The sequence below is a fragment of the Rhodococcus sp. NPDC057297 genome (assembly GCF_042667435.1).
Lineage (GTDB): Bacteria > Actinomycetota > Actinomycetes > Mycobacteriales > Mycobacteriaceae > Rhodococcoides.
Window position 1 is genome coordinate 50,844 of the sequence record NZ_JBHUZE010000005.1, and the last position, 19,890, is coordinate 70,733.

The 19,890-nt window shown below is 63.3% G+C and carries 18 protein-coding genes; 11 read left to right on the forward strand and 7 right to left on the reverse strand.

All coding sequences use genetic code 11. From position 1 onward, the window contains the following. Nucleotides 1-97 precede the first annotated feature (97 nt). The 5 genes from ACFULT_RS16520 to ACFULT_RS16540 form a co-directional block, all read right to left on the reverse strand. Nucleotides 98-1,324, reverse strand: a complete 1,227-nt coding sequence (locus ACFULT_RS16520) for a PucR family transcriptional regulator (protein WP_378481934.1) — start codon at nucleotides 1,322-1,324, stop codon at nucleotides 98-100. A gap of 72 nt (nucleotides 1,325-1,396) precedes the next feature. Then, nucleotides 1,397-2,269, reverse strand: coding sequence for an alpha/beta hydrolase (locus tag ACFULT_RS16525; protein ID WP_378481935.1), 873 nt, complete (start codon nucleotides 2,267-2,269; stop codon nucleotides 1,397-1,399). Further along, the gene (locus ACFULT_RS16530) at nucleotides 2,266-3,414 is read right to left on the reverse strand and encodes an amidohydrolase family protein (protein WP_230593894.1); all 1,149 of its coding nucleotides are present in this window, start codon (nucleotides 3,412-3,414) and stop codon (nucleotides 2,266-2,268) included. The genes ACFULT_RS16525 and ACFULT_RS16530 overlap by 4 nt, the downstream gene beginning before the upstream one ends. Nucleotides 3,415-3,703: 289 nt before the next feature. Further along, nucleotides 3,704-5,035: an MFS transporter gene (locus tag ACFULT_RS16535; RefSeq protein WP_037158287.1), complete on the reverse strand. Its 1,332-nt coding sequence runs from the start codon at nucleotides 5,033-5,035 to the stop codon at nucleotides 3,704-3,706. Nucleotides 5,036-5,731: 696 nt separating this feature from the next. Beyond that, nucleotides 5,732-6,373, reverse strand: coding sequence for a TetR/AcrR family transcriptional regulator (locus tag ACFULT_RS16540; RefSeq protein WP_037142036.1), 642 nt, complete (start codon nucleotides 6,371-6,373; stop codon nucleotides 5,732-5,734). Between the two features lie 145 nt (nucleotides 6,374-6,518). On the opposite strand from ACFULT_RS16540, the gene ACFULT_RS16545 reads away from it, so the two are divergent. The 8 genes from ACFULT_RS16545 (at nucleotide 6,519) to ACFULT_RS16580 (ending at nucleotide 15,272) form a co-directional block, all read left to right on the forward strand. Continuing rightward, nucleotides 6,519-7,643, forward strand: coding sequence for a VOC family protein (locus tag ACFULT_RS16545; protein WP_378481936.1), 1,125 nt, complete (start codon nucleotides 6,519-6,521; stop codon nucleotides 7,641-7,643). Next, nucleotides 7,640-8,575, forward strand: a complete 936-nt coding sequence (locus ACFULT_RS16550) for a fumarylacetoacetate hydrolase family protein (RefSeq protein ID WP_378481937.1) — start codon at nucleotides 7,640-7,642, stop codon at nucleotides 8,573-8,575. The genes ACFULT_RS16545 and ACFULT_RS16550 overlap by 4 nt, the downstream gene beginning before the upstream one ends. Then, entirely contained in the window at nucleotides 8,568-10,112 is a 1,545-nt protein-coding gene (locus ACFULT_RS16555; RefSeq protein WP_378481938.1) for a bifunctional 3-(3-hydroxy-phenyl)propionate/3-hydroxycinnamic acid hydroxylase, read from the forward strand. Before ACFULT_RS16550 ends, ACFULT_RS16555 begins: the two co-directional genes overlap by 8 nt. Next, the gene (locus tag ACFULT_RS16560) at nucleotides 10,102-11,304 is read left to right on the forward strand and encodes a cytochrome P450 (RefSeq protein WP_378481939.1); all 1,203 of its coding nucleotides are present in this window, start codon (nucleotides 10,102-10,104) and stop codon (nucleotides 11,302-11,304) included. The genes ACFULT_RS16555 and ACFULT_RS16560 overlap by 11 nt, the downstream gene beginning before the upstream one ends. After that, nucleotides 11,301-11,498 (forward strand): ferredoxin, encoded by a 198-nt coding sequence (locus ACFULT_RS16565; protein ID WP_019664872.1) that lies wholly within the window; start codon nucleotides 11,301-11,303, stop codon nucleotides 11,496-11,498. The genes ACFULT_RS16560 and ACFULT_RS16565 overlap by 4 nt, the downstream gene beginning before the upstream one ends. Beyond that, complete coding sequence (locus ACFULT_RS16570) at nucleotides 11,495-12,640, forward strand: NAD(P)/FAD-dependent oxidoreductase (RefSeq protein ID WP_378481940.1); 1,146 nt, start codon at nucleotides 11,495-11,497, stop codon at nucleotides 12,638-12,640. The genes ACFULT_RS16565 and ACFULT_RS16570 overlap by 4 nt, the downstream gene beginning before the upstream one ends. Nucleotides 12,641-12,751: 111 nt before the next feature. After that, nucleotides 12,752-14,050, forward strand: coding sequence for a dicarboxylate/amino acid:cation symporter (locus tag ACFULT_RS16575; RefSeq protein ID WP_037106926.1), 1,299 nt, complete (start codon nucleotides 12,752-12,754; stop codon nucleotides 14,048-14,050). Nucleotides 14,051-14,075: 25 nt separating this feature from the next. Further along, nucleotides 14,076-15,272: an alpha/beta fold hydrolase gene (locus ACFULT_RS16580; RefSeq protein ID WP_378481941.1), complete on the forward strand. Its 1,197-nt coding sequence runs from the start codon at nucleotides 14,076-14,078 to the stop codon at nucleotides 15,270-15,272. Between the two features lie 48 nt (nucleotides 15,273-15,320). Here the strand turns inward: ACFULT_RS16580 and ACFULT_RS16585 are convergent, their stop codons facing one another. Then, nucleotides 15,321-16,025, reverse strand: coding sequence for a GAF and ANTAR domain-containing protein (locus ACFULT_RS16585; RefSeq protein WP_255122924.1), 705 nt, complete (start codon nucleotides 16,023-16,025; stop codon nucleotides 15,321-15,323). 312 nt (nucleotides 16,026-16,337) lie between these two features. Between ACFULT_RS16585 and ACFULT_RS16590 the strand changes: the two genes are divergently transcribed. Both ACFULT_RS16590 and ACFULT_RS16595 read left to right on the forward strand, forming a co-directional pair. Then, entirely contained in the window at nucleotides 16,338-16,883 is a 546-nt protein-coding gene (locus ACFULT_RS16590; protein ID WP_378481942.1) for a CsbD family protein, read from the forward strand. Continuing rightward, nucleotides 16,883-17,845, forward strand: a complete 963-nt coding sequence (locus ACFULT_RS16595; RefSeq protein WP_378481943.1) for a YihY/virulence factor BrkB family protein — start codon at nucleotides 16,883-16,885, stop codon at nucleotides 17,843-17,845. The genes ACFULT_RS16590 and ACFULT_RS16595 overlap by 1 nt, the downstream gene beginning before the upstream one ends. Nucleotides 17,846-17,857: 12 nt before the next feature. Here ACFULT_RS16595 and ACFULT_RS16600 read toward each other — a convergent pair whose 3' ends face one another. Further along, entirely contained in the window at nucleotides 17,858-18,688 is an 831-nt protein-coding gene (locus ACFULT_RS16600; RefSeq protein ID WP_378481944.1) for an oxidoreductase, read from the reverse strand. A 165-nt stretch (nucleotides 18,689-18,853) separates the two neighbouring features. Here ACFULT_RS16600 and ACFULT_RS16605 point away from each other — a divergent pair, with 165 nt between their 5' ends. Continuing rightward, nucleotides 18,854-19,882, forward strand: a complete 1,029-nt coding sequence (locus tag ACFULT_RS16605; RefSeq protein WP_037106936.1) for an LLM class flavin-dependent oxidoreductase — start codon at nucleotides 18,854-18,856, stop codon at nucleotides 19,880-19,882. The last annotated feature ends 8 nt before the right edge of the window (nucleotides 19,883-19,890 follow it).

Here is a 19,890-nt window from a genome sequence, read left to right on the forward strand (position 1 = left end):
AGTTTTGCCTAGACCGGAGGGCGACGCTATCTCCATTTGTGGATACTTCGGTTGACTACGAACAGAATTTGTCGCGTACGGCGCCCGTACGGAACAGTCAGCCGATCGACGAGTCGTGTGCTTCGGCTATGGACTTCATCTTCAAGCCGAGGTGCAGAGAGAGTCGGTCGTCGCCGTTGTCGAAACTGCAACCGGTGATCTGCTCGATGCGTTTGAGTCGCTGGTAGAGCGTCGCACGGTGAATTCGCAGCAGTTCCGCGGTGCGTCGAATATCGCACGCATTGTCGAAGAATGCGCCGAGGGTAGTCGTCAGTACCTGTTGCTTGTCCGCGGCTTCGAGTGCCTTCACAGGTGAAACCTGTGTAGCTCCGATGATTTCGTCACGGGACAGTCGCAGTAGGACGTCGTAGGGACCCAGGTGGCCCCATCTCGCCACGTCGCCGAGCGAGGGGACGAGCAGTGCAGCGCGAACTGCGGCCGTCGCGCTGCGATAGGCGCGGTATACCGCGCTGAGCTCGTTCACGGTGTCGCCGACGCCGAGGACGAATCGACTGTCCCGACCACTCAGTTGGCGAAAGCGAGAATCCGCGCGTTCGGTGACGCGCTTCAATTGTTGTGGCGTCGGAATATTCTCGAATGCAAGAAGGATCCACGCGCGGGACTTGTCTGCCACCATCAGACCGGCGCCGGTCGGAAGAGTGTCCAGCGCTTCCTGCATCGCGACCTGTACCGCTATGTCGTCCGATGCCTCTACCGAGTGTGCAGTGTCGCGTTGCGCTGCGATGACCTGATAAAGCATCGGTCGCGGGGCGAACAGCTGGTCGGTGACTACATCCTCGACGGCCTGCGTCCTGACCTCTGGAGTTGAGCTGACGAGGTTGCGGAGAATCGATTCGCGACGAGCATTCGAACGCTCATGACGCAGAAGTCGTTCGTACAGCACAATGCCCGCGCGCGAGGCAGTGTCCTCAGCCATTTCGACGTCGGACTCGGTCAGAGGGTTCTCTTCATTGTCGATCAGCCAGAGGAAACCGAGAAGCAGACTCTTGCACCGCACAGGTACACAGAGTCGCTTCTCGCTCCCCGGCACATCGGGCCGCGCGCGACCCGGTTTGATCCAGGTGCCGATGCCGAGAGCGAGAAGTGGCCGCGAAACCTCCTCGGGTACCGCTCGATTCAGAATCGATGCGACGCGCAGGGAGTCTTCGTCGCCGAAGTGTCGACTGGACGCAAGGAGTCGGATGGACGGGTCGTCGATGGCCACAGAACGGCGGAGTCGCCCGGCCAGGTCGTCGACGAGGAGCTGCAGTTCGTCGATGGACATGTGGACTCTCCTCGCAACTCTCGACAGGCACCTTGATGCTAGTGCAGCGCGGTCCGAGACCACCTCGCTCGATCACCGGACATGACATTCCTTCAGATAGCTCAAGAAGGATGCCTGTACTCCGGTGACGTGCGTCTCGTCGAGCATCGAAGTCGACAGGAGCTCCGAACGACCTTGTGCGCGCAGTCCCTCGAGCGCTCTGAGGACATTTCGGGCCAAGCCGCGATACACGGGGACATCGCCCCAGAGTTCTACCTTGTTCAGAGTGACGTGGAGACGTCCGGCGCCTGGGCCGCCGTCGCTCGCTTCCGGAAGGTTTCCGATCATGTCGAACAGTTGGCTGTCTGCGCTGCTGATCCCCGGTGTTCCCGCGCCGACCGTCGAGAAGGGAGTTCCGCCGCGAAGCCACGCGTACAACGCGAAGAGCCCACCGTACGAGAACCCGAACAGCCCGTGACCGGTGTCGCTGACGCGAAGGTGAGAGTGCAGACGAGGGTGCAGTTCGTCGGTCAGAAAGTCCAGAAACGTATCCGCATTGCAGTCCGAGTGTTGCTCGATGTAGGCGTCGATGTCCCGTTGACTCATCGCCCCGGTTTCGCGTGCAGACTCCAATGCAGCCACTACGTCATCGCCGATAGGTTCCCCGTGCGGCACGAGGTCGCGGTTGCGAAGCCGCGCCCAGTCCGATGCCTCGTCACCGGCGTAGCCGACGGTGACTTGAATGTAGGGCGCAATGCTCAGATACGGATCGCGTTGCGTGACGATGAGCGGAGCGGTGAAACCCACGGTCCAGTTGCCGTCCAACACGTAGACCAGTGGCACTGATTCGCTGGATTCTTCGTATCCGGGAGGTGTGGTGATCCAGATTCCGTACCGGTTGCCTGAGCGTGACTCCACTTCGAGGTATTCGGTGTCCGGAAGGCAACCATGCAATATCGCGCTCAACGAATGTCCTTTGCTGTCGTGCCGCTCTTGACTACGAGGACGGCCATCTCGGGATCGGCGAAGACATCGGGGTCTTCGAGAGGGTCTTCTTGCCAGACGGTCAGGTCTGCTCGCATTCCAACCCGCACCATGCCCACGGTGTCGCCCACGCCGAGGATGTTTGCATTGACGCTCGTTGCGGACACCAAGGCCTGCATCGGCGATTCCAACTCCGAACGCACGCGCAACTCGTCGCCGCGCCGTTGCTGATTCGGGCCGATGAGGTCGGAACCGAGGCCGATGCGCAGGCCGGACGCGCGGGCAACCTCGAGAGCGGCCGCCATCCGCTCTCGAACTCCTGCTACTCGTTCGACAGTCGCGGGATCGACATCCGCCACCCCGTCGTTCAACAGTTGGTCGATCACGGAGAAGGTGGGCACCATAGCGACGTCGTGCTCGAGCATCAGAGCCGCTGTCTGCTCGTCGATATCGGTGCCGTGTTCTACGCAGCGCACCCCCGCCTGTACTGCGTTGCGAATCCCTTCCTTACCGTGCGCATGCACTGTGACGTACGTGCCTCGTGCTGCGGCTTCCTGCACAGCGACCGCGATTTCCTCGACGGTGAACTGGGTGTCCGCGAGGCGGTCGTGCCCGCCCACGACTCCACCGGTAACGCACAACTTCAGAAACGTGGCACCCCGGCGAAACGTCTCACGCACGTTCTTCCTGAGTTCGTCGGCGTTGCCGGACATCAGCGACAGCGCACACAGCCCGGGAATGTGATGCTGTGTCCACAATTCTGTGGGTTCCCAATCGGCGCCGTAGTATCCGTGCCCGCCGACCTGGCATTGGACAGGGCCACAGGACAGGACGTGCGGACCCCGCACCTTGCCCTTGGCGATGACGTCGACGACACCGCGGTCTATGCCACCGGTGTCGCGAACGGTCGTGAAGCCGGCATCGAGGGCGAAGCCTGCCGAGGCGAATATGTCGGCCGCGATCTCGGCGGCAGACAGTTCGAATCCGAACTGTGCTCTGATGGGACTGGACAGACCGAGGTGAACGTGCGCGTCGATCAGTCCGGGGGTGACCAACCTGCCATCCAGATCCACCGTTGTCGCGCCTGCTGGTGCATCGCCGAGGGCGGTGATGATCCCGTTACTCACGCAGACATCCACCGCGGATGGTTCGACACCGGATCCGTCCGCGACTCTTCCTCCTGCGTACCACGTTTCCGTCACACAACCTCCCGGTCTTCGCCTCTTCGGATGTCTCCTCCGTAATGGCAACGATGACGCATGTCTTTCATGTGCTTTCGCCCAGGTCCCATCATGGTGCGTGACCACCGGAACGGACAGTGGCCGCGCGTTGCGACTTGGGCACGGGACCATCGACATATGTCGAGTCCCGGTTCGATCGATTGCTTCGGGAGGTGCCACTGCATCGTTGGGTTTCTCAGCTGTGCAAAGGGCGGTCCGTCCCTGCGATTCTCGATTCCGGTATGCCGCGCCAGAGGACCGGAAGCGCAATCGAAGCGACCGCGGTTGCATAGAACGCCGGCGACAGGTTGCTGCCCGTGGTGTTGACCAGCGTCTCGCATACCAAAGGCGCGGTACCGGCAAAGAGCGCGTAAGCAAGGTTGTACGGCAGTGCGGTACCCGTGAATCGAGCATTCGTCGGCATCATCTCGAGGACCGCGAGAAGAGCTGAGGCAAGCAAGGATTGCACGATAACCAAGACGATCAACGCACCTGCGATTGCGACGATGTTTCCCGTGCCGATCAGAACATAGCTGGGAACCGCGACAAGAACCGATGCAACCATTCCGATTCTGACCAGGGGACGCCTGCCTATCCGGTCGACAGTTGCGCCGAAGGCGATGTACAGAGGAACCGCGAGCACCAGGGCACCGGACGTCAGCATCAATGCAGCTGTGCTCGACACTCCTGCAGCGTGTGTCAGGAATGTCGGCATGTAACCGATGAGCATATGAGTAGCGACACCGAGCGACGCGAAGTAGACGAACGCAGTGACCAGAGACCGCCAGTGATTGCGTAACAGATCGGCCAGGGGGCGAGTGAGAAGAGCTTCTTTTTCTTTCATCTCGGTGAAAGCCGGTGTTTCGTCGACCGCAAGCCTCATGAACAGGCCGGCAATTGCGACAACCCCTCCGATGATGAACGGCCAACGCCACCCACCGTCCAGGAAGTACTCTGTGCCAACCGAATTGAACGTCAGTACCGTGATTGTCGCGAGAATGCTGCCGACGAAGGACGAACCGGCAATGATTCCGGCGTAAAGTCCCCGACGGTGGTATGGCGCGTGTTCGACGACGAAGGTGGCTGCTCCGGTGTATTCGCCGCCGGCCGAGAAACCCTGAACCAATCTGCAGACCAGCAGGAGTAGTGGGGCAGCAGCGCCGATGGAGGCGTAGGTCGGCAGAAGCCCGATAGCCGCTGTCGAGCAACCCATGAGCGTAATTGCCAAGGACAGGGATCCTCGGCGGCCGAACCGGTCGCCCAGCCTGCCGAAAACCACGCCGCCTGCGGGCCTGGCGAGGAACGCGACACCGTAGAGTGCAAAGGTGGCGAGCAGAGCGCCGCTGCCGAACTCGGCAGGGAAGAACACTGTGGCGAGAACTGCGGCGCTGAAGCCGTAAATTGTGAAATCGAACCACTCGACGATGTTCCCCGTTGCGCCGGCGATCAGCGCCTTTCGACGTGTGCGCGCCCGCTCGGGTGAAGTTCTTTCCAGGCTCTCGATACGAGCGTCGGCTGCACCGGTCATGGGGTTCCTCTCGAAGCGGGACTGTAGACGTTTCATCGACGGCGGCGTGGACGCCGAATTCTTTCGAGAACGCCGATCAGAGAACGTCGGGGTCCGAACACTCGCCCCCGCTTTTCGGCGTGACGAAAGCCTATGGCCGGCGATGTAGGCTGCATCACTGCCATATGTTCACAATGTGGGCGAGAACTGCCTGCATTTGTCGAGAGCGACGAGAAGTGCAGCGGGCTGACTACTTGCTTCCGGACGTAACGGCGTGTCACGCGCCGGCGAATTACTACCTATGAGAAGCAAACTTATTGCAGCCGCACGAGTTAGCGTCGTCATGTGCGGTCTGGCCACCGCTTCGATCTCGACTTCCGGGGTGGCGTCGGCCGGCCCGCAGGACTGTGCCGTCGTGCACGACTCTTTCAGCGCATCGGTAACCTGTCACGACACCGGAGCTCCGCCCCGGAGAGAGTATTTCCTCAGCATCGAATGCTGGGGTCTTCATGGCATCCCCAATGCCTTCCCGTTCTACGCGGTCGGGCCGTACACCGCGTCGACAAGTTCGTTCGGGCCGACAGGTCAGGCGTCGGGTACGTGCAGCTCAGGGTGGGGTGCACTTGTACCGAATGTCGGAGTGGTCACCGGCGCTCACGTGGAGACGTACGTTCAGGGAGGCTGAGTCGCATTGCCGCAGACCTGAGACTGCGACGGTCAGGGCTGGTCGAGATCGGCAGCGCCCAACGGTATGGGCCGGCTGCACAGTTCGTCGGCCTCGGCGCGTGAAAGTCCGAGTGAGACAAGGATTCCAGCCGTCATGGCGTCGGCGGCCGCTGCGTCGTCGCGGTCGGGTTGCTGCAGTAGTAATTGCCCGAGGCCGAGGAGGGATCCGGCGACCAATGCCATGGCGAGGTCCGTATCAGGGGCGACGAATCTGCCGGCTTCGGTAGCTGCGGCTATGTCGCGTGCAGCCCTCGGAGCCAGACCCTTCGTCGAGGTGATGAGGGATGGTCCAGAGTTGACGAGAACCCGGCTCAGCTCGGGTTGCAGGCGAAAGAGCCGTCCTGTGATGCGGAAGGACTGTGCGAATATCTCCGCTGGGTCGCTGAGTTCGACGGTGAGTGAATCCAGGTAGTCCCCGAGGGACTCCAGTGCGCTCTCGACTGCGGCAGCGAACAATTCGTCTCTGCTGTCGAAGTGGTTGTAGAACGAGCCCATTCCCACGTCGGCGGCTTGCGTTATCTCCAGGATCGGCGCGTTGGGTTTACCGTCGGCGATGAACCGCTGCGCCGCCGTGATCAGTGCGGAGCGGGTACGAGCCTTGCGGCGTTCGAGCCGGTTTCCTGCAGTGGTCATTCTGCTGGTCGCACCCCTCTTCGCGTGAATGTCCGTCGCCACATTAGACCACCCTCATAGCTGACGATTTAGTCAGAACCCTTGACTGACGACTCGCTCATAGGTGACGATATCGTCAGAAAGTTGACGAGGGGAAGGAACGACGATGGCGGACGCGCACAAGGACATGCACGTCGACCAGGGCGCGCTGCCAGGGGAGCACCCGGGGCGGGCAAAGAATCCGATCGTCAAAGTTCACGACATCGCGTGGCTGGAGTTCTGCAAACCGAACCTTCTCCGTGCCGAGGCATTCGCGTCGGCATTCGGGTTCACCGTGACCCATCGTTCGTCCCAGGAGCTTCACCTTCGGGGCACGCAAGGCGGTTCGCCGTGCGTCGTCATCCGCAGAGGCACGCGAACCCGCTTCGTCGGCGCGGCGTTCCAGGCCGTCGACGAGTCCGACGTACTTCGGCTGGGCAAGGCAACCGGACGTCGGGTCGATCGACTGCACGAGAGCATCGGCGGTATCGGGGTCACTCTCCACGATCCGAGCGGACAACCGGTACGCGTGGTCGCCGGCACCCGGGCTCTTCCTGCGCTGACCGGCCAGCGCATCCACCCCCACAACGACGGCGGGAGCATTACTCGCGTCAACGCGACGTGCCGAACTCCCCGTCAACCAGCGCTCGTCGAGCGCATCGGTCACGTCGTCCTCTCGCGCACTCGATATCTCGAAAACCTGAACTGGTACCTGGAACACCTCGGGCTCATCGTGAGTGACTTTCTCTTCTACGAGAATCAGCGCGAACGTGGGCCGGTGATGAGCTTCATCCGCTGCGACCGCGGCGACACCCCGACCGACCACCACACCGTGGCGATGACACTGGGACCCTCGGATCGATACGTGCACTCGGCCTACCAGGTGTGCGATCTCGACGCTATCGCCGCGGGAAGCAAGTTCCTGACCGAACGCGGCTACCGCCACTCGTGGGGGATCGGCCGACATATTCAGGGAAGCCAGATCTTCGATTACTGGCGCGATCCCGACGGTTTCCTGGTCGAGCACTTCAGCGACGGCGACCTGTTCGACAGCTCGCTCGAACCCGGTTGGGCCCCGATGACGGCGTCGGGCCTCGCCCAATGGGGACCGCCGGCAACACGAGATTTCCTCGGCATCGCCCCCGGACGGCAATCGTTGGGGGAACTGCGGTCGATCATCTCGTCGCTACGACACGACAACGAATTCGACGCCCAGCGCTTGCGGGGCCTGCTGAAAGTAGCCAACTCATGACTGTTTCGATTCTCCGTACCGTCGACGCCTGGTGGGTGCACACGCCGGGCGGCGCCGTCCGAGTCGACACCGACGCGGTGACGACGGCCGAGCTCCTTGCCGACCGGGCGGCGATCGACGCCGCACGCCGCGGTTCGGCGACCGCGTCGGTGGAGGGTCTGGCGCTGGTCTCACCGGTGACCGCGCCGTGCAGGGTCGTCGCGCAGATGACCAATTATGCGACGCACGTGAAGGATTCGGGGATGAACCCGGAGACGGTGCCGCTGACGTTCTTCCGCAAGGCATCGGGGTCCATCAGTGGTCCGGCAGACGACATCGTCAAGCCCGCGCATGTGCAACTGCTCGATTACGAGATCGAGATCGGGCTCGTCTTCGGCGCATCGATGACCGTGGGCACGGCACTCGACGAGAACAACATAGCGGACTACATTGCAGCTCTCGTCATCACCAACGATGTGTCCGCTCGCGACGTACAACTGCCCAAAACTCAGTTCTACGAGGGAAAGTCGTACCCCACGTTCACGCCCGTCGGACCGGTGTTGCTGCTTCTCGAGGCGGGCGACTTCAGCCGCTTCACCGATCTTTGCCTCACCCTGCGCGTGAACGGTGAAGTACGGCAGAACAGCACGGTCGCGGACATGATCTACCACCCGTTGGACACGTTGCGAATACTGGCACGATTTCAGCGTATGGACCCGGGTGATCTCTTGTTGACGGGCACTCCAGGCGGGACAGCGCTGACAGCGCCCGCCAAACCGATCGAGATCATCGGCTCGCTCCTCCCTCCCGCACTCAAATGGAAGATCTTCTTCAAGAAACAGTCGTCCAACCCGTCGTATCTGCAGGACGGCGATGTGGTGGAACTTGCGGTGTCGACACCCGATGGGGCACTCGATCTCGGTGTTCAACGGACCAGGGTGCGGTATGCCTGAGTCCGTCGATCACCACCCGGTCGTGATCATCGGCTCCGGTCCCACCGGGATGACGGCCGCACTGTTGTTGGCGCAGTACGGAATCACCTGTTCCATCATGGACCGCTGGGAGAGTGTGTACCCGCAGCCTCGGGCGGTGCACCTGGACGACGAGGTCTACCGAATACTCGGTGGCCTCGGGTTGGCCGAAGAGTTCGCGGCGATCTCCAGACCGGCCCGCGGGTTGCAGTTGGTCGACCGACGCCTCACGCCGCTCGCAGTGTTCGATCGAGACCCCGACCGCATGCCGCACGGCTTTCCGCAGGCCAACATGTTCGATCAACCCGACCTCGAGCATCTCATGCGGTCGCGGCTGTCCCCACTCGACAGCGTCCGCATGGCAGGCGGCTGCACCGTCGTCGACGTCGCGAACAGGCGGGATCACTGCGTCGTGACATACCTCGATACACGCACTGGAGAACGCTGTGCCGTCACCGCGGACTATGTACTCGGATGCGACGGAGCGAACAGCACCGTGCGGTCATCGATCGGATCGAGAATGCTCGACCTAGGCTTCGAGCAACGATGGCTGGTGATCGACATCGCCACCGAGGCCGAGCTCGATTTGTGGGAGGGCGTCCACCAGGTGTGCGACACCGAACGCGCCGCAACCTACATGCGTATCGGCCACACTCGTCATCGGTGGGAATTCCGGCTCCGCGACACCGAAACTGCCGACGATTTCGGTGATCTCGACAGCGTCCGCCCTCTGTTGTTGCCCTGGCTCGGAACTGCGGATCGGGACGCACTGCAGCTGATCAGGTCCACCGAGTACACCTTCCGTGCCCGAGTGCTCGACCGGTGGCGCGATCGCCGCATCTTCGTGCTCGGCGACGCAGCGCACCTCACGCCGCCGTTCATCGGGCAGGGGATGGGCGCGGGTGTGCGCGACGCGATGAACCTGGTCTGGAAACTGGTGGGCGTCATGAACGGATCCTTCGCCGACGACACCCTCGACTCCTACGAAGCGGAGCGCAAACCCCACGTGACATCGTCGATTCGATTGGCCGTGGCAATCGGGAGGGCAATGACCGGTGGGGGAGCGATCACCGAGGCCGTACGCAAGTCCGTCGCGCCCGTCCTCGGACACCTACCCCTGATCGGAGCGCAGGTGACCGACAGTGCCTCGCCGCGCCTGTCCCCGTCCAATTTCGTTACGCGAAGAGCATTGTCGCGTGGGCTCGCCGGATCACTGTGTCCCAACGCCGTCGTCGATCGCGGGATGAGGGTCGACGACGTTGCCCCAGGGTGCTTCCTGTTCGTCTCCACCACACCGCTCACCCGAGAGCAGAACACGGAAGTTGTCCGCCGAGGCGCAACCGCACTGGAGGTCCCGCAATCCTCGGAACTCGGCATGTGGCTGCATCGACGCCGCGCCAACGCTGCCATCGTGCGGCCGGACAGAACGGTGATGGCCGCAGGCCGGTCGGTGCCGTCACTGCACACGCGGTTGCCGAGTTGCGCCTATCGAATTGTCAGGAGCTCCGATGACCGTTGACTCGTCAGTCCCCCGATACCGACAGAACATCTACGATGTCGACGCGATCGTCGACCCGTATCCCCACTACCAGCGGCTGCGCGCATTGGGTCCTGCGGTGTGGTTGCCGCACCAACGCGTCTATGCCGTATCGCGTTACGCGGACTGCAAGGCGGTGCTGCTCGACGACGAGTCGTTCGTCTCCGGCGACGGAGTGTCGCTCAACCCCGTCGCGAATCGCCTGGGACGCGGCACGACGCTCAACAGCGACGCGGACGACCATGCGACCAAAAGATCCGTTCTGGCGCACCGCATGACCCCCAAAGCCCTGAGGAAGATGACCACGACGGTGGAGGAAGCCGCCGACGGGGTGGTCGCTCGAGCGATGTCGATGCTGGACGTCGATGGGGTCGAGGACTTGGCGACGGCCCTTCCGCTGTCGGTTGTTCCCGATCTGGTCGGATGGCCGGAGGACGGCCGCGAGGAGCTGTTGCGCTGGGCCGGAGCAACATTCGACGCAATGGGGCCGATCAATTGTCGATCGGTCGGTGCCGCGAAGGCCGTTGCGGAAATGATGACGTTCGCACATCGCGTCGTGAAGAACAGATCGGTTCTGGACGGAAGTATGGGCCACGACGTTCTCGCTGCCGCCGACGAGGGCACGATCGATCCGAAGGCGTGCCCTGCGTTGATGGTGGATTACATGGCGCCATCTCTGGACACCACCATCGGAGCCATCTCGAGTGCGCTGTACCTGTTCTCCCAGCACCCGGAGCAGTGGCAGGCGGTGCGGGCCGACCCCACGCTCATCCCAGGCGCCGTCAACGAGGTGGTCCGGTTCGAGTCGCCGTTGCGCGCGTTCTCTCGCAAGGCAGCGCGCGAGGTCGACGTCGGTGGAGTTCCGATCCCGCGTGGGAGCCGCCTGTTGGTGATCTACGCCTCGGCCAACCGTGATGCTGCCGAGTGGGATCGACCCGACTCGTTCGACATCACCCGCGATGCCGCTCGGCAGCTCGGCTTCGGGTCCGGCGTGCACGGGTGCGCCGGCCAGGGTTTGGCACGGTTGGAAACACGATCGATGCTGCAGGCGCTGGCGCGTCGGGTCGAACGAATCGAATTGACCGGGGAGCCGAAGTGGGCCGTCAACAACATCATTCACCGGCTCGAACGGCTACCGCTCGAGCTGGTACCGAGTAGAGGAGAGCAAGCATGAGGATCGACGTCGACTGGGATCGCTGTGAAGGCCACGGACTGTGCGAAGAGGCCGCACACGAGGTGTTCAGCCTCGACGACGACGGTGAACTGCACTACGCGTACGACCACCAGGACGTCCCCGAGGAGCAGGTCGCTGCGGTGCGGTCCGCGATCGGCGCCTGCCCGGTGGCCGCGCTACGCGAACAGAAATGAACGCAGCTCCGATTGTCGTCGTCGGTCGGTCGACAGCCGGTTGCGCGGCCGTCCGTGAGCTCCGAGCGCTCGGTCACGACGAAGAAGTCGTCATGATCGGTGCAGATCCGGACGGATCGTACTCACGACCACCGCTCTCCAAGCATGTCCTGGACTCCGACGACGGCATGTCGTCCCGGTGGGATCTGTCCGACTTGGGCATCACCGAACTTAACTCTGCTGCAACACGATTGAATACGGATAGCAAGATCGTCGCTCTCGCAGACGGAACCGATGTCGAGTACGGCACACTCGTCGTCGCGACAGGGGCCGATGCTCGACGCCTGGCTCGGGTCGACCAAGCGGGGGAACTGGTCGTCAGAACCCATGACGACGCACGGGTCCTGCGTTCCCGGCTGGACGCGGCATCGTCGGCGATCATCGTCGGCGCAGGCTTCCTCGGGATGGAAATCGCCTCGGCGTGCGTCCGACGCACTATCGAGACAACCGTCGTCGACGTGGATCCTCCTCTGGAGCGAGTTCTCGGACGCTTCCTTGCTGCGGCCATCGCAGAGCGCCTGGCGGAAAACGGCGGAAGTATGCTGCGCCCCGCGGGGCCGGTGACGCTGTCCGGCAGTCCCGTGGACGGGATCGTCCTGCCGGATCGCACTGTGCTGCATGCCGATGTCGTTGTCAGTTGTGTGGGGGAGGTGCCGGCCTCCGACTGGCTCGACGGTACCGGCGTTGCGGATCGAGACGGCGTGGGGATAGGAGAGGACTGCTCGACGTCGGTACCCGACGTGTTCGCTGCCGGCGACGTCACGTACTTCCGGGAGCCGTCGAGATATCCCCGACGCGGACCGTTCTGGTCCAACGCTGTGGCTCAGGGCAGGGTTGCTGCAGCATCCGCGCTCGGAGCAGCCGCTCGGTGCGCTCCGGTCGACGACTACTTCTGGACCGAGGTGCTCGGGTTGTCCATCAAGGCGGTAGGTCCGCTACCACTCGTCGGTGAACCGGAAATTCTCACCGGTTCGGTGGACGACGCGTCGGCCCTGCTGCGCTGGGCGCACCCGGACGGTCGAAAGACTCTGGTGGCATACGGGCTTCGCATGTCGGTGGGAAAGCTCCGCGCACTCGCGGGGGCGGAACAGGGGCAAGGATGAAGACAGCAATCGTGACCGGCGCATCGTCGGCAATCGGCCGCGCTTCGAGGCCGTAATGCGAGTGCAATGCGACGGTTACGGCCTGGTAGCGGGCTCGTCCTAGTTTGAGGCATGAAGTCTTTGAGGCATCCCGCTGCACAGATCGGTCTCGCTGCGATCGGCGGCATTGTGTTCGGTCTGCTCGTCGGTGAGTGGGCGGCGAACCTGAAGTTCATCGGAGACCTGTTCATCCGTCTGATCCAGATGTCCATCGTTCCGTTGGTGATGGCATCGGTCATCGTCGCCACCGGATCCATGTCGGGCACCGGAACGGGAAAGATCGCGTTCCGAACGTTCAAGTGGATGATCGGGTTCTCGTTCGTTGCGGCCGTCTTGGCTTGGGTGCTCAGCAGTCTCGTGCGGCCGGGGTCGGGAATGGTGTTCACGCAAGAGTTGGACCCGAGCCTGGAGGAATCGGCGGGGGAAGCACTCGGATGGCAGGACACGCTGCTGAACTTCGTGTCCACCAACGTGTTCGACGCGATGTCCACCGCGACGATGGTGCCGATCATCGTCTTCGCGCTGCTGTTCGGAATCGCGCTGCGCATCCACGTGAACAAGACCGGTGACACCGGCGTCCTGAGGCTGTTCGATCAGATTCAACAGATCGTCCTGACCATGATTCGCCTCGTCATGGTGATCGCCCCGATCGGCGTGTTCTGTCTACTGGCAGCTCTCGCGGGAGATGTCGGCTTCTCGGTGGTCTCGACCGCGCTGAAGTATCTGGGCACGACACTCATCGGCGTCATCGTCCTGTTCGCGCTGTTCGTCGCTGTCGTGGCAGCACGAACTCGTCTCAGCCCGTGGAAGCTGCCGAACAAGCTCACCGAGCAGACCATCGTCGCGGTGACGACGACGAGTTCGGCCGTCACCTTCCCGACGGTGCTGAAGAACACTGTCGAAAAGGTAGGAGTCAGTCAGAAGGTCGCCAACTTCACGCTGTCCATCGGCTTGACGATGGGTTCCTACGGCGCGGTCCTGAACTACATGATCGTGGTGATGTTCCTCGCGCAAGCCGGAAACATCGACCTGAGCATCGGACAGATCGCTCTCGGTATGGGATTGGCGATCCTCCTCAACATGGGCACCATCACCGTTCCGGGCGGATTCCCTGTCGTCGCGATGTTCCTGGCCACCTCGCTCGGCCTGCCGTTCGAAGCCGTCGGCCTGCTGATCGCAGTCGATTGGTTCGCCGGAATCTTTCGTACCTTCCTCAACGTCAACGGTGACACGTTCGTTGCGATGCTCGTTGCGAACGCCGACGACGAGATCGACCGCGACGTCTACAACGGGACCAAGACCGTGACTGCGGAGGAAATAGATCTGGACGACTACCAGGGCGTCATGGCACGCGCGGATCAGGCCGACTGAGCACAGGGTCATAATTACTCTCGACATGAGACTCCTTTCTGCTGCCGTCGCCCTCGTCGTCCTCACCGGGGCAGCCGCCGTGTCGCCCGCGCCCGTGGCGGCGGCCCCCATGGGCTCCGATTTCTATGCCGCTCCCGTTGCCGACCTCGAGGCATACGCGCCCGGGTCCATCCTGCGCCGAGAACCGGTGCCGGCCTTGGACCTTCTGGGATCGCACGCCGAGCGCATCCTGTACCGGTCGGCCGATCCCCGTGATTCTGCAGTGGCGGTCTCCGGACTGCTCATCACTCCGAGGAGTACGTGGGATGGTCCCGGGCCTCGGCCCGTGATCGCCTACGCCCCCGGCAGTTACGGGATCGCCGATCGCTGCGCGGGCTCGTCCGGGCAGGGACTGACAACGACGATGCCTGCGCTAATGCCTTTGTTGGCGCGCGGGTACCAGGTGGTCACGACGGACTACCAGGGGCTCGGAACCCCGGGCGCCTACGAATTCATCGGCCGCGTCGCCGTCGCCCGTGCCGTGCTGGACGCGGCGCGTGCCGCGGCAGACGGGACGGACGCGCCCGTCGTGCTGTACGGGTACTCGGCCGGCGGCGCCGCGTCGGCTGCCGCCGCGGAACTCGCCTCCACCTACGCTCCGGATCTGGACGTGGTCGGGGCGTACGTCGGAGCCGCACCGACCGATCCCGTGCTGCGCGTGGAAGGCCTGGAGGGCAGCCCATTCGCCGCGACGATGCTGTATCCGATCGTGGGCTCGATGGGCGCTCACCCCGACCGAGCCGACGAAATTCGTGGACTCTTCAACGACCGCGGACGCGCAGCTCTCGATACGGTGCAGAACTTCTGCACTGTGGACGCCCTCTCCTACGGATCGTTGCGCTCGGAGGATCTCACCGCCGACGGATCAACGTTGGGTGAGCTCATGGCGGGGCCCGTGCTGGGTCCGCTCACGGCTGCGAACACCATCGGGCTCATGGCCCCGGACGTGCCCGTGATGATCGTGCAGGGCGTGAACGACCGCTCCGTCAGCATCGAGCAGAGCAGAATCCTGGCAGATCGTTGGCTCGCGGCTGGTGCACACGACATCACCGTCCGCGAGTTCGACTTCGGGACCGATCTCGTGCCCGCGTTCGATCATCCCGGCGCGAACGTCGCCGCCTACCCCGAGGTGATCGGATGGATCGACGCGCGTGTCGAGCAGACATCGCGGGCGACTCGATAGTCGGTCGTTCCGCGACATCGATCAGCGCCCGACGGACAGGCAACCGATTCACGGCACGCGGAGTCCCGGCACTTCACCTGTTCTCGCGGTCTCGGACGCGATCTCGTGCAGCTTGCGATTGGTGAGCGACGACTCCCGACGAAGCATGTCGAAAGCAGCGTCGCGATCCACCTTGGCCGTGGCCATGACGACGCCGATCGCGATGCCGATTTCACGGCTACGTATCAACGCGGTGGCCAGTTGGTCTGCCCGCTCCCGTGCGCTCGCGTATGCCAACCGAAGCGCCGACTGGTCCGCGAAACGTGCACACCGATCAAGGACGTCGTGTGTGAACGTGCGTGGTTCCGTCGAGTAGAACGTCATCACGCCCAGCTCGATGTCGTCGAGAAGCAGTAGGAAGCTCGCTGTCGAGCGCACCCCGGTACGAGCCAGGATCTCCTGGGAGTACTCGGGCCGGTCTGGTTCGGTGGCCATGTCGTCGACCACGACGGCTCTCCGACCGTCGATGACGGCCTCGGTCGCCGAGTACCCGGTGATCGACGCGACTTCCAGAGCTGTGCGCATCACCGCTGGATCGGTGGCCGCGACGATGGCGGGCCGGCCACGGTCGGTCATCGCAGTGATCGACGCACCCGTGCATTCCACGGTCGCCACGGCCAGGTCGACGATGTTCTGGCAGGTCCGGTCGGTGTCGGACCCCCTCGTCGGCCGTCTGATGTCGGACCCGTTTTCGACTATCGACTTCGCGCCCACAGACGACCTACTTCCCGCGTTTGTTCGGATTCGGCATCGGACGTCGAATCGAGGAGCTGATTCTGGCACGGCCTGCGCCGAGTCGGCGTGTGGCATGGCAGATGAAACACACTGGTCGGACCTTTTTTCTTCAATCAATTCGCGGCCGCCGGCGCAGGAGATCGCTTCTGGGTAGTGTGGCGCAGATCACTTACTTCTCCGCGTTTGTTTTTCTCCGTTCGAACCGACTTAATGCTGCCGGTTTCGACCGGCCGATCGACCCTCGAACGCCGCACACGCCGTGCCGCGTCGCGAACGACCTGGAGGAACCTGATGTCCGACTTCATCGACAAAGCGCAACACAAGGCCGACGAACTCGCCGGTGATGCGAAGGAGCGCGTCGGCAACGCCACGGGCGACGACGAACTCCGCGGTAGCGGGGCGGCGCAGAAGGCCAAGGGCAATGCTCATCAACTCGCCGACACCGTGTCCGACGGCGCCGAGGAACTGGGCGACAAGGCGTCGGAGGTCGCTGACAAGGCCGCAGACGTCGTGTCCGACGTGGCCGATTCGGCCACCAAGGCAGCCTCCTCGCTCGCCGACTCCGCGGCATCGACCGCAGCTGACGCCAAGGCTTCGGTCACTGACTTGGCCGACAATGCAGCGTCCACGGTCCGCGAGGTCGACGTCGACAGCGTCGTGGACACGGCGACATCTCCTCGAGCCGTGGCCGTCGTGGCCGCTGTGATCGGCGCCGGAACGATCGCGTTCGTCATCGCCAGGAGAAACCGTCGTCAACGTCAGCTGAAGGCCGCGCCGACTCGCGCTGTGCGGGCACTGGCGCGGAGCATCGAATCGAAGTCCCTCTTCGACCGCTGATGGTCTCTCGCATCGACGGGTTCCAGCGCAAGCACCCGGCGGCAGGGTTCCCGCTCGCGGTCGTCTACAAATTCCTCGACGACCGCGGCGGATACCTGGCGGCATTGATCGCCTACTACGCGTTTCTGTCGCTGTTCCCGCTGCTGCTGCTGTTCACCACCCTGCTCGGCATCGTGCTGGCGGGCAATCCCGATCTGCAGGAACGCATCCTCGACTCGGCGATGAGTCAGATCCCGGTCATCGGAGCCCAGCTCGGCGAGCCCGACCGTCTCAGTGGCGGCGTCACGGCAATCGTGATCGGCGTGGCCGGCTCGTTGTACGGCGGTCTCGGGGTGTCACTGGCGGTGCAACACGCGTTGAACACGGCGTGGTCCGTCCCACGCAACAACCAGCCTGACCCGATTCGCGCCCGAGTGCGCGGGCTGCTGCTGCTCAGCACCGTCGGCAGCGCAATCATCGGTTTGACCGTGCTGAACGTGGTCGCGTCGTCCGGTCTGTTCGGCTTCGCCGGTGGTGTGTTGGCGATCCTGGGCGCCGTCGCGCTCAACAGCGCGGTCTTCGCTGCCGCTTTCCGCATCGGAACCGCGCGGCCACTGAGTGTCCGCGACGTGCTGCCCGGAGCCGTAGCCGCCGCGGTGATCTGGCAAGCTCTTCAATCCTTCGGCGGTATCTACATCCGATACGTCGTCGGCAACGTCAGCACAAGCAACGGTGTGTTCGCAATCGTGCTGGGGCTGTTGGGTTTTCTGTACGTAGCGTCGGTTCTGATCGTGATCTGTATCGAGATCAACGCAGTTCGAGTCGATCACCTTCACCCGCGCGCGCTGCTGACCCCGTTCACCGACAATGTCGAACTCACCGAGGGCGACAAGAACTCGTACACCGGGCAAGCGGAAGCTCAACGCAACAAAGGGTTCCAGGAAATCACCGTCACCTACGACGACAACCCGCAGAACGACTGAATCGCGTGCAGTTCAGGAGTCGAAATCTGTGCTTCGTGAAACGGATTCCCATGACTCGGCGTCCGCGCGCAGGGCGTCGAGCGCACCGGTGAATCCGTCGACCGCGTCGTTGCCGAGGAGCAGCAGGAACGGGGGATCCTCGGATTCGACTGCGTCGACGACACCCTGTGCTGCCTTGACCGGGTCGCCTGGCTGGTTGCCGTGCGCTGTGTCGTTCTCGATCCGGCGCGCACCGGCCGTGGCTGCGTACTCGGCGATGGGGGAGGCGGACTGGGTCAGGGATCTGCCCGCGAAGTCCGTGCGAAACGCGCCGGGTTCGACCGTGAGGGCGCGGATGCCCAGCGGGGCTACCTCTCTACGAAGCGACAGTGTGAGCGCCTCGATGGCGGCTTTGACCGCGGCGTAATACCCGGATCCGGCGGGTGAAAGACGCGCTCCGATCGACGAGATGTTGACGATCGTCCCGGAGCGACGGCCGCGCATTCCCGGCAGAACGGCCTTGATCGTGCGCACGGTACCGAAGACATGGGTGTCGAACAATCGGCGGACCGGACCGTCCTCGCCCTCTTCGACGGCGGAGCGATATCCGTAGCCCGCATTGTTGACGAGTACGTCGACTGTGCCGAACCTGACGGTGGCAGCGTCGACGGCAGCAGAGACCTGAGTGTCGTCGGTGACATCCAGGGCAATGGCGAGTGAGGTGTCGGGGTAGCGGGCAGCGATGTCGGCGACCTTCGATACGTCGCGCGCGGTCACCACCACGTGATGACCACGTGCCAATGCCGTCTCGGCCAGATGCCGTCCGAGGCCAGTCGAGCATCCGGTGATGAGCCACGTTGTCATGGGTTCTCCCTTGTCGGCTTGAACGTGTGGGTGCGCACGGACAGTGAGACGATCACGTCAAGGTTAGGGGAACCGGTGAGGGGCCGACAGGGACCGTCGGACCTGATGGTTGAATCTACAATCGACACGGGTGGGCCTGTCCGCCCCGAATCGAGAGGTCGAACAATGCACCTGGGCGTAGACAGCTTCGTTTCCTCCGTGACGGACCCGACCGACGAACGGGTTATCGGCCCGTCCGAGCGGATGGGGCATCTGTTGGAGGAGATCGCGCTCGCCGATCAAGTCGGGTTGTATTCGTTCGGAATCGGTGAACACCATCGGAGCGAGTACTACGACTCGGCGCCGTCGATCATTCTGGCGGCCGCGGCTGCGCGCACGGAGCGAATCCGGCTCGGCAGTGCAGTCAAAGTGCTCAGCGCGGACGATCCGGTACGAGTGTTCCAGGAGTTCGCCACGCTCGACCTGATCTCGAAGGGCCGGATCGACCTGGTCGTCGGCCGCGGATCGTTCACCGAGTCCTTCCCACTCTTCGGTCTGGATCTACGCGATTACGACTCGCTTTTCGCCGAGAAGCTCGAGCTGCTCCTCGACATCCGCGAGAACGTGGAAGTCACGTGGTCCGGGCAGCACCGACCAGCGCTGAACAAGCAGAGCATCTATCCCCGTCCGGTACAGGATCCGCTGCCGATCTGGGTCGGTGTCGGAGGTTCCCCCGAGTCCTTCGTTCGTGCCGGATTGTTGGGACTGCCGTTGATGATCGCGATCATCGGCGGCGAGCCGCGCCAGTTCGCGCCGCTCGTGGATCTCTATCGACGGGCAGGCGCCGAGGCCGGGCACGCGCCCGAGAAGCTGCAGGTCGGACTGCACGTGTTCGGCTTCGTCGCCGAATCGACACAAGCGGCAGCAGACACAATCTATCCCGGCTGGCACGAGATGTTCGCCAAGATCTCGCGTGAGCGTGGGTTCGCGCGTCCTACTCGCGAACAGTTCGACGCGACTTCAGGTCCGAACGGAGCATTCTTCATGGGCGATCCGAAGACCGTTGCCGACAAGATTCTGCGCGTCGGTGAGCAGCTGGGCGGTGTCGATCGGTTGTCGTTGCAGATGACGAATCCTCGCCTGGCACACGGAGATCTGCTCCGAGGAATCGAACTACTGGGGACCGAGGTGGCACCGCTCGTGGCGAAGGCGTAATTCGCCGT

Coding starts and splice junctions, on each gene's coding strand:
- ACFULT_RS16535 (WP_037158287.1), bottom strand. CDS start 5,035: ATGACCGGTGCAGCCGACGCTCGTATCGAGAGCCTGGAAAGAACTTCA.
- ACFULT_RS16565 (WP_019664872.1), top strand. CDS start 11,301: ATGAGGATCGACGTCGACTGGGATCGCTGTGAAGGCCACGGACTGTGC.
- ACFULT_RS16545 (WP_378481936.1), top strand. CDS start 6,519: ATGGCGGACGCGCACAAGGACATGCACGTCGACCAGGGCGCGCTGCCA.
- ACFULT_RS16570 (WP_378481940.1), top strand. CDS start 11,495: ATGAACGCAGCTCCGATTGTCGTCGTCGGTCGGTCGACAGCCGGTTGC.
- ACFULT_RS16590 (WP_378481942.1), top strand. CDS start 16,338: ATGTCCGACTTCATCGACAAAGCGCAACACAAGGCCGACGAACTCGCC.
- ACFULT_RS16575 (WP_037106926.1), top strand. CDS start 12,752: ATGAAGTCTTTGAGGCATCCCGCTGCACAGATCGGTCTCGCTGCGATC.
- ACFULT_RS16605 (WP_037106936.1), top strand. CDS start 18,854: ATGCACCTGGGCGTAGACAGCTTCGTTTCCTCCGTGACGGACCCGACC.
- ACFULT_RS16600 (WP_378481944.1), bottom strand. CDS start 18,688: ATGACAACGTGGCTCATCACCGGATGCTCGACTGGCCTCGGACGGCAT.
- ACFULT_RS16560 (WP_378481939.1), top strand. CDS start 10,102: ATGACCGTTGACTCGTCAGTCCCCCGATACCGACAGAACATCTACGAT.
- ACFULT_RS16555 (WP_378481938.1), top strand. CDS start 8,568: ATGCCTGAGTCCGTCGATCACCACCCGGTCGTGATCATCGGCTCCGGT.
- ACFULT_RS16540 (WP_037142036.1), bottom strand. CDS start 6,373: ATGACCACTGCAGGAAACCGGCTCGAACGCCGCAAGGCTCGTACCCGC.
- ACFULT_RS16550 (WP_378481937.1), top strand. CDS start 7,640: ATGACTGTTTCGATTCTCCGTACCGTCGACGCCTGGTGGGTGCACACG.
- ACFULT_RS16595 (WP_378481943.1), top strand. CDS start 16,883: ATGGTCTCTCGCATCGACGGGTTCCAGCGCAAGCACCCGGCGGCAGGG.
- ACFULT_RS16520 (WP_378481934.1), bottom strand. CDS start 1,324: ATGTCCATCGACGAACTGCAGCTCCTCGTCGACGACCTGGCCGGGCGA.
- ACFULT_RS16580 (WP_378481941.1), top strand. CDS start 14,076: ATGAGACTCCTTTCTGCTGCCGTCGCCCTCGTCGTCCTCACCGGGGCA.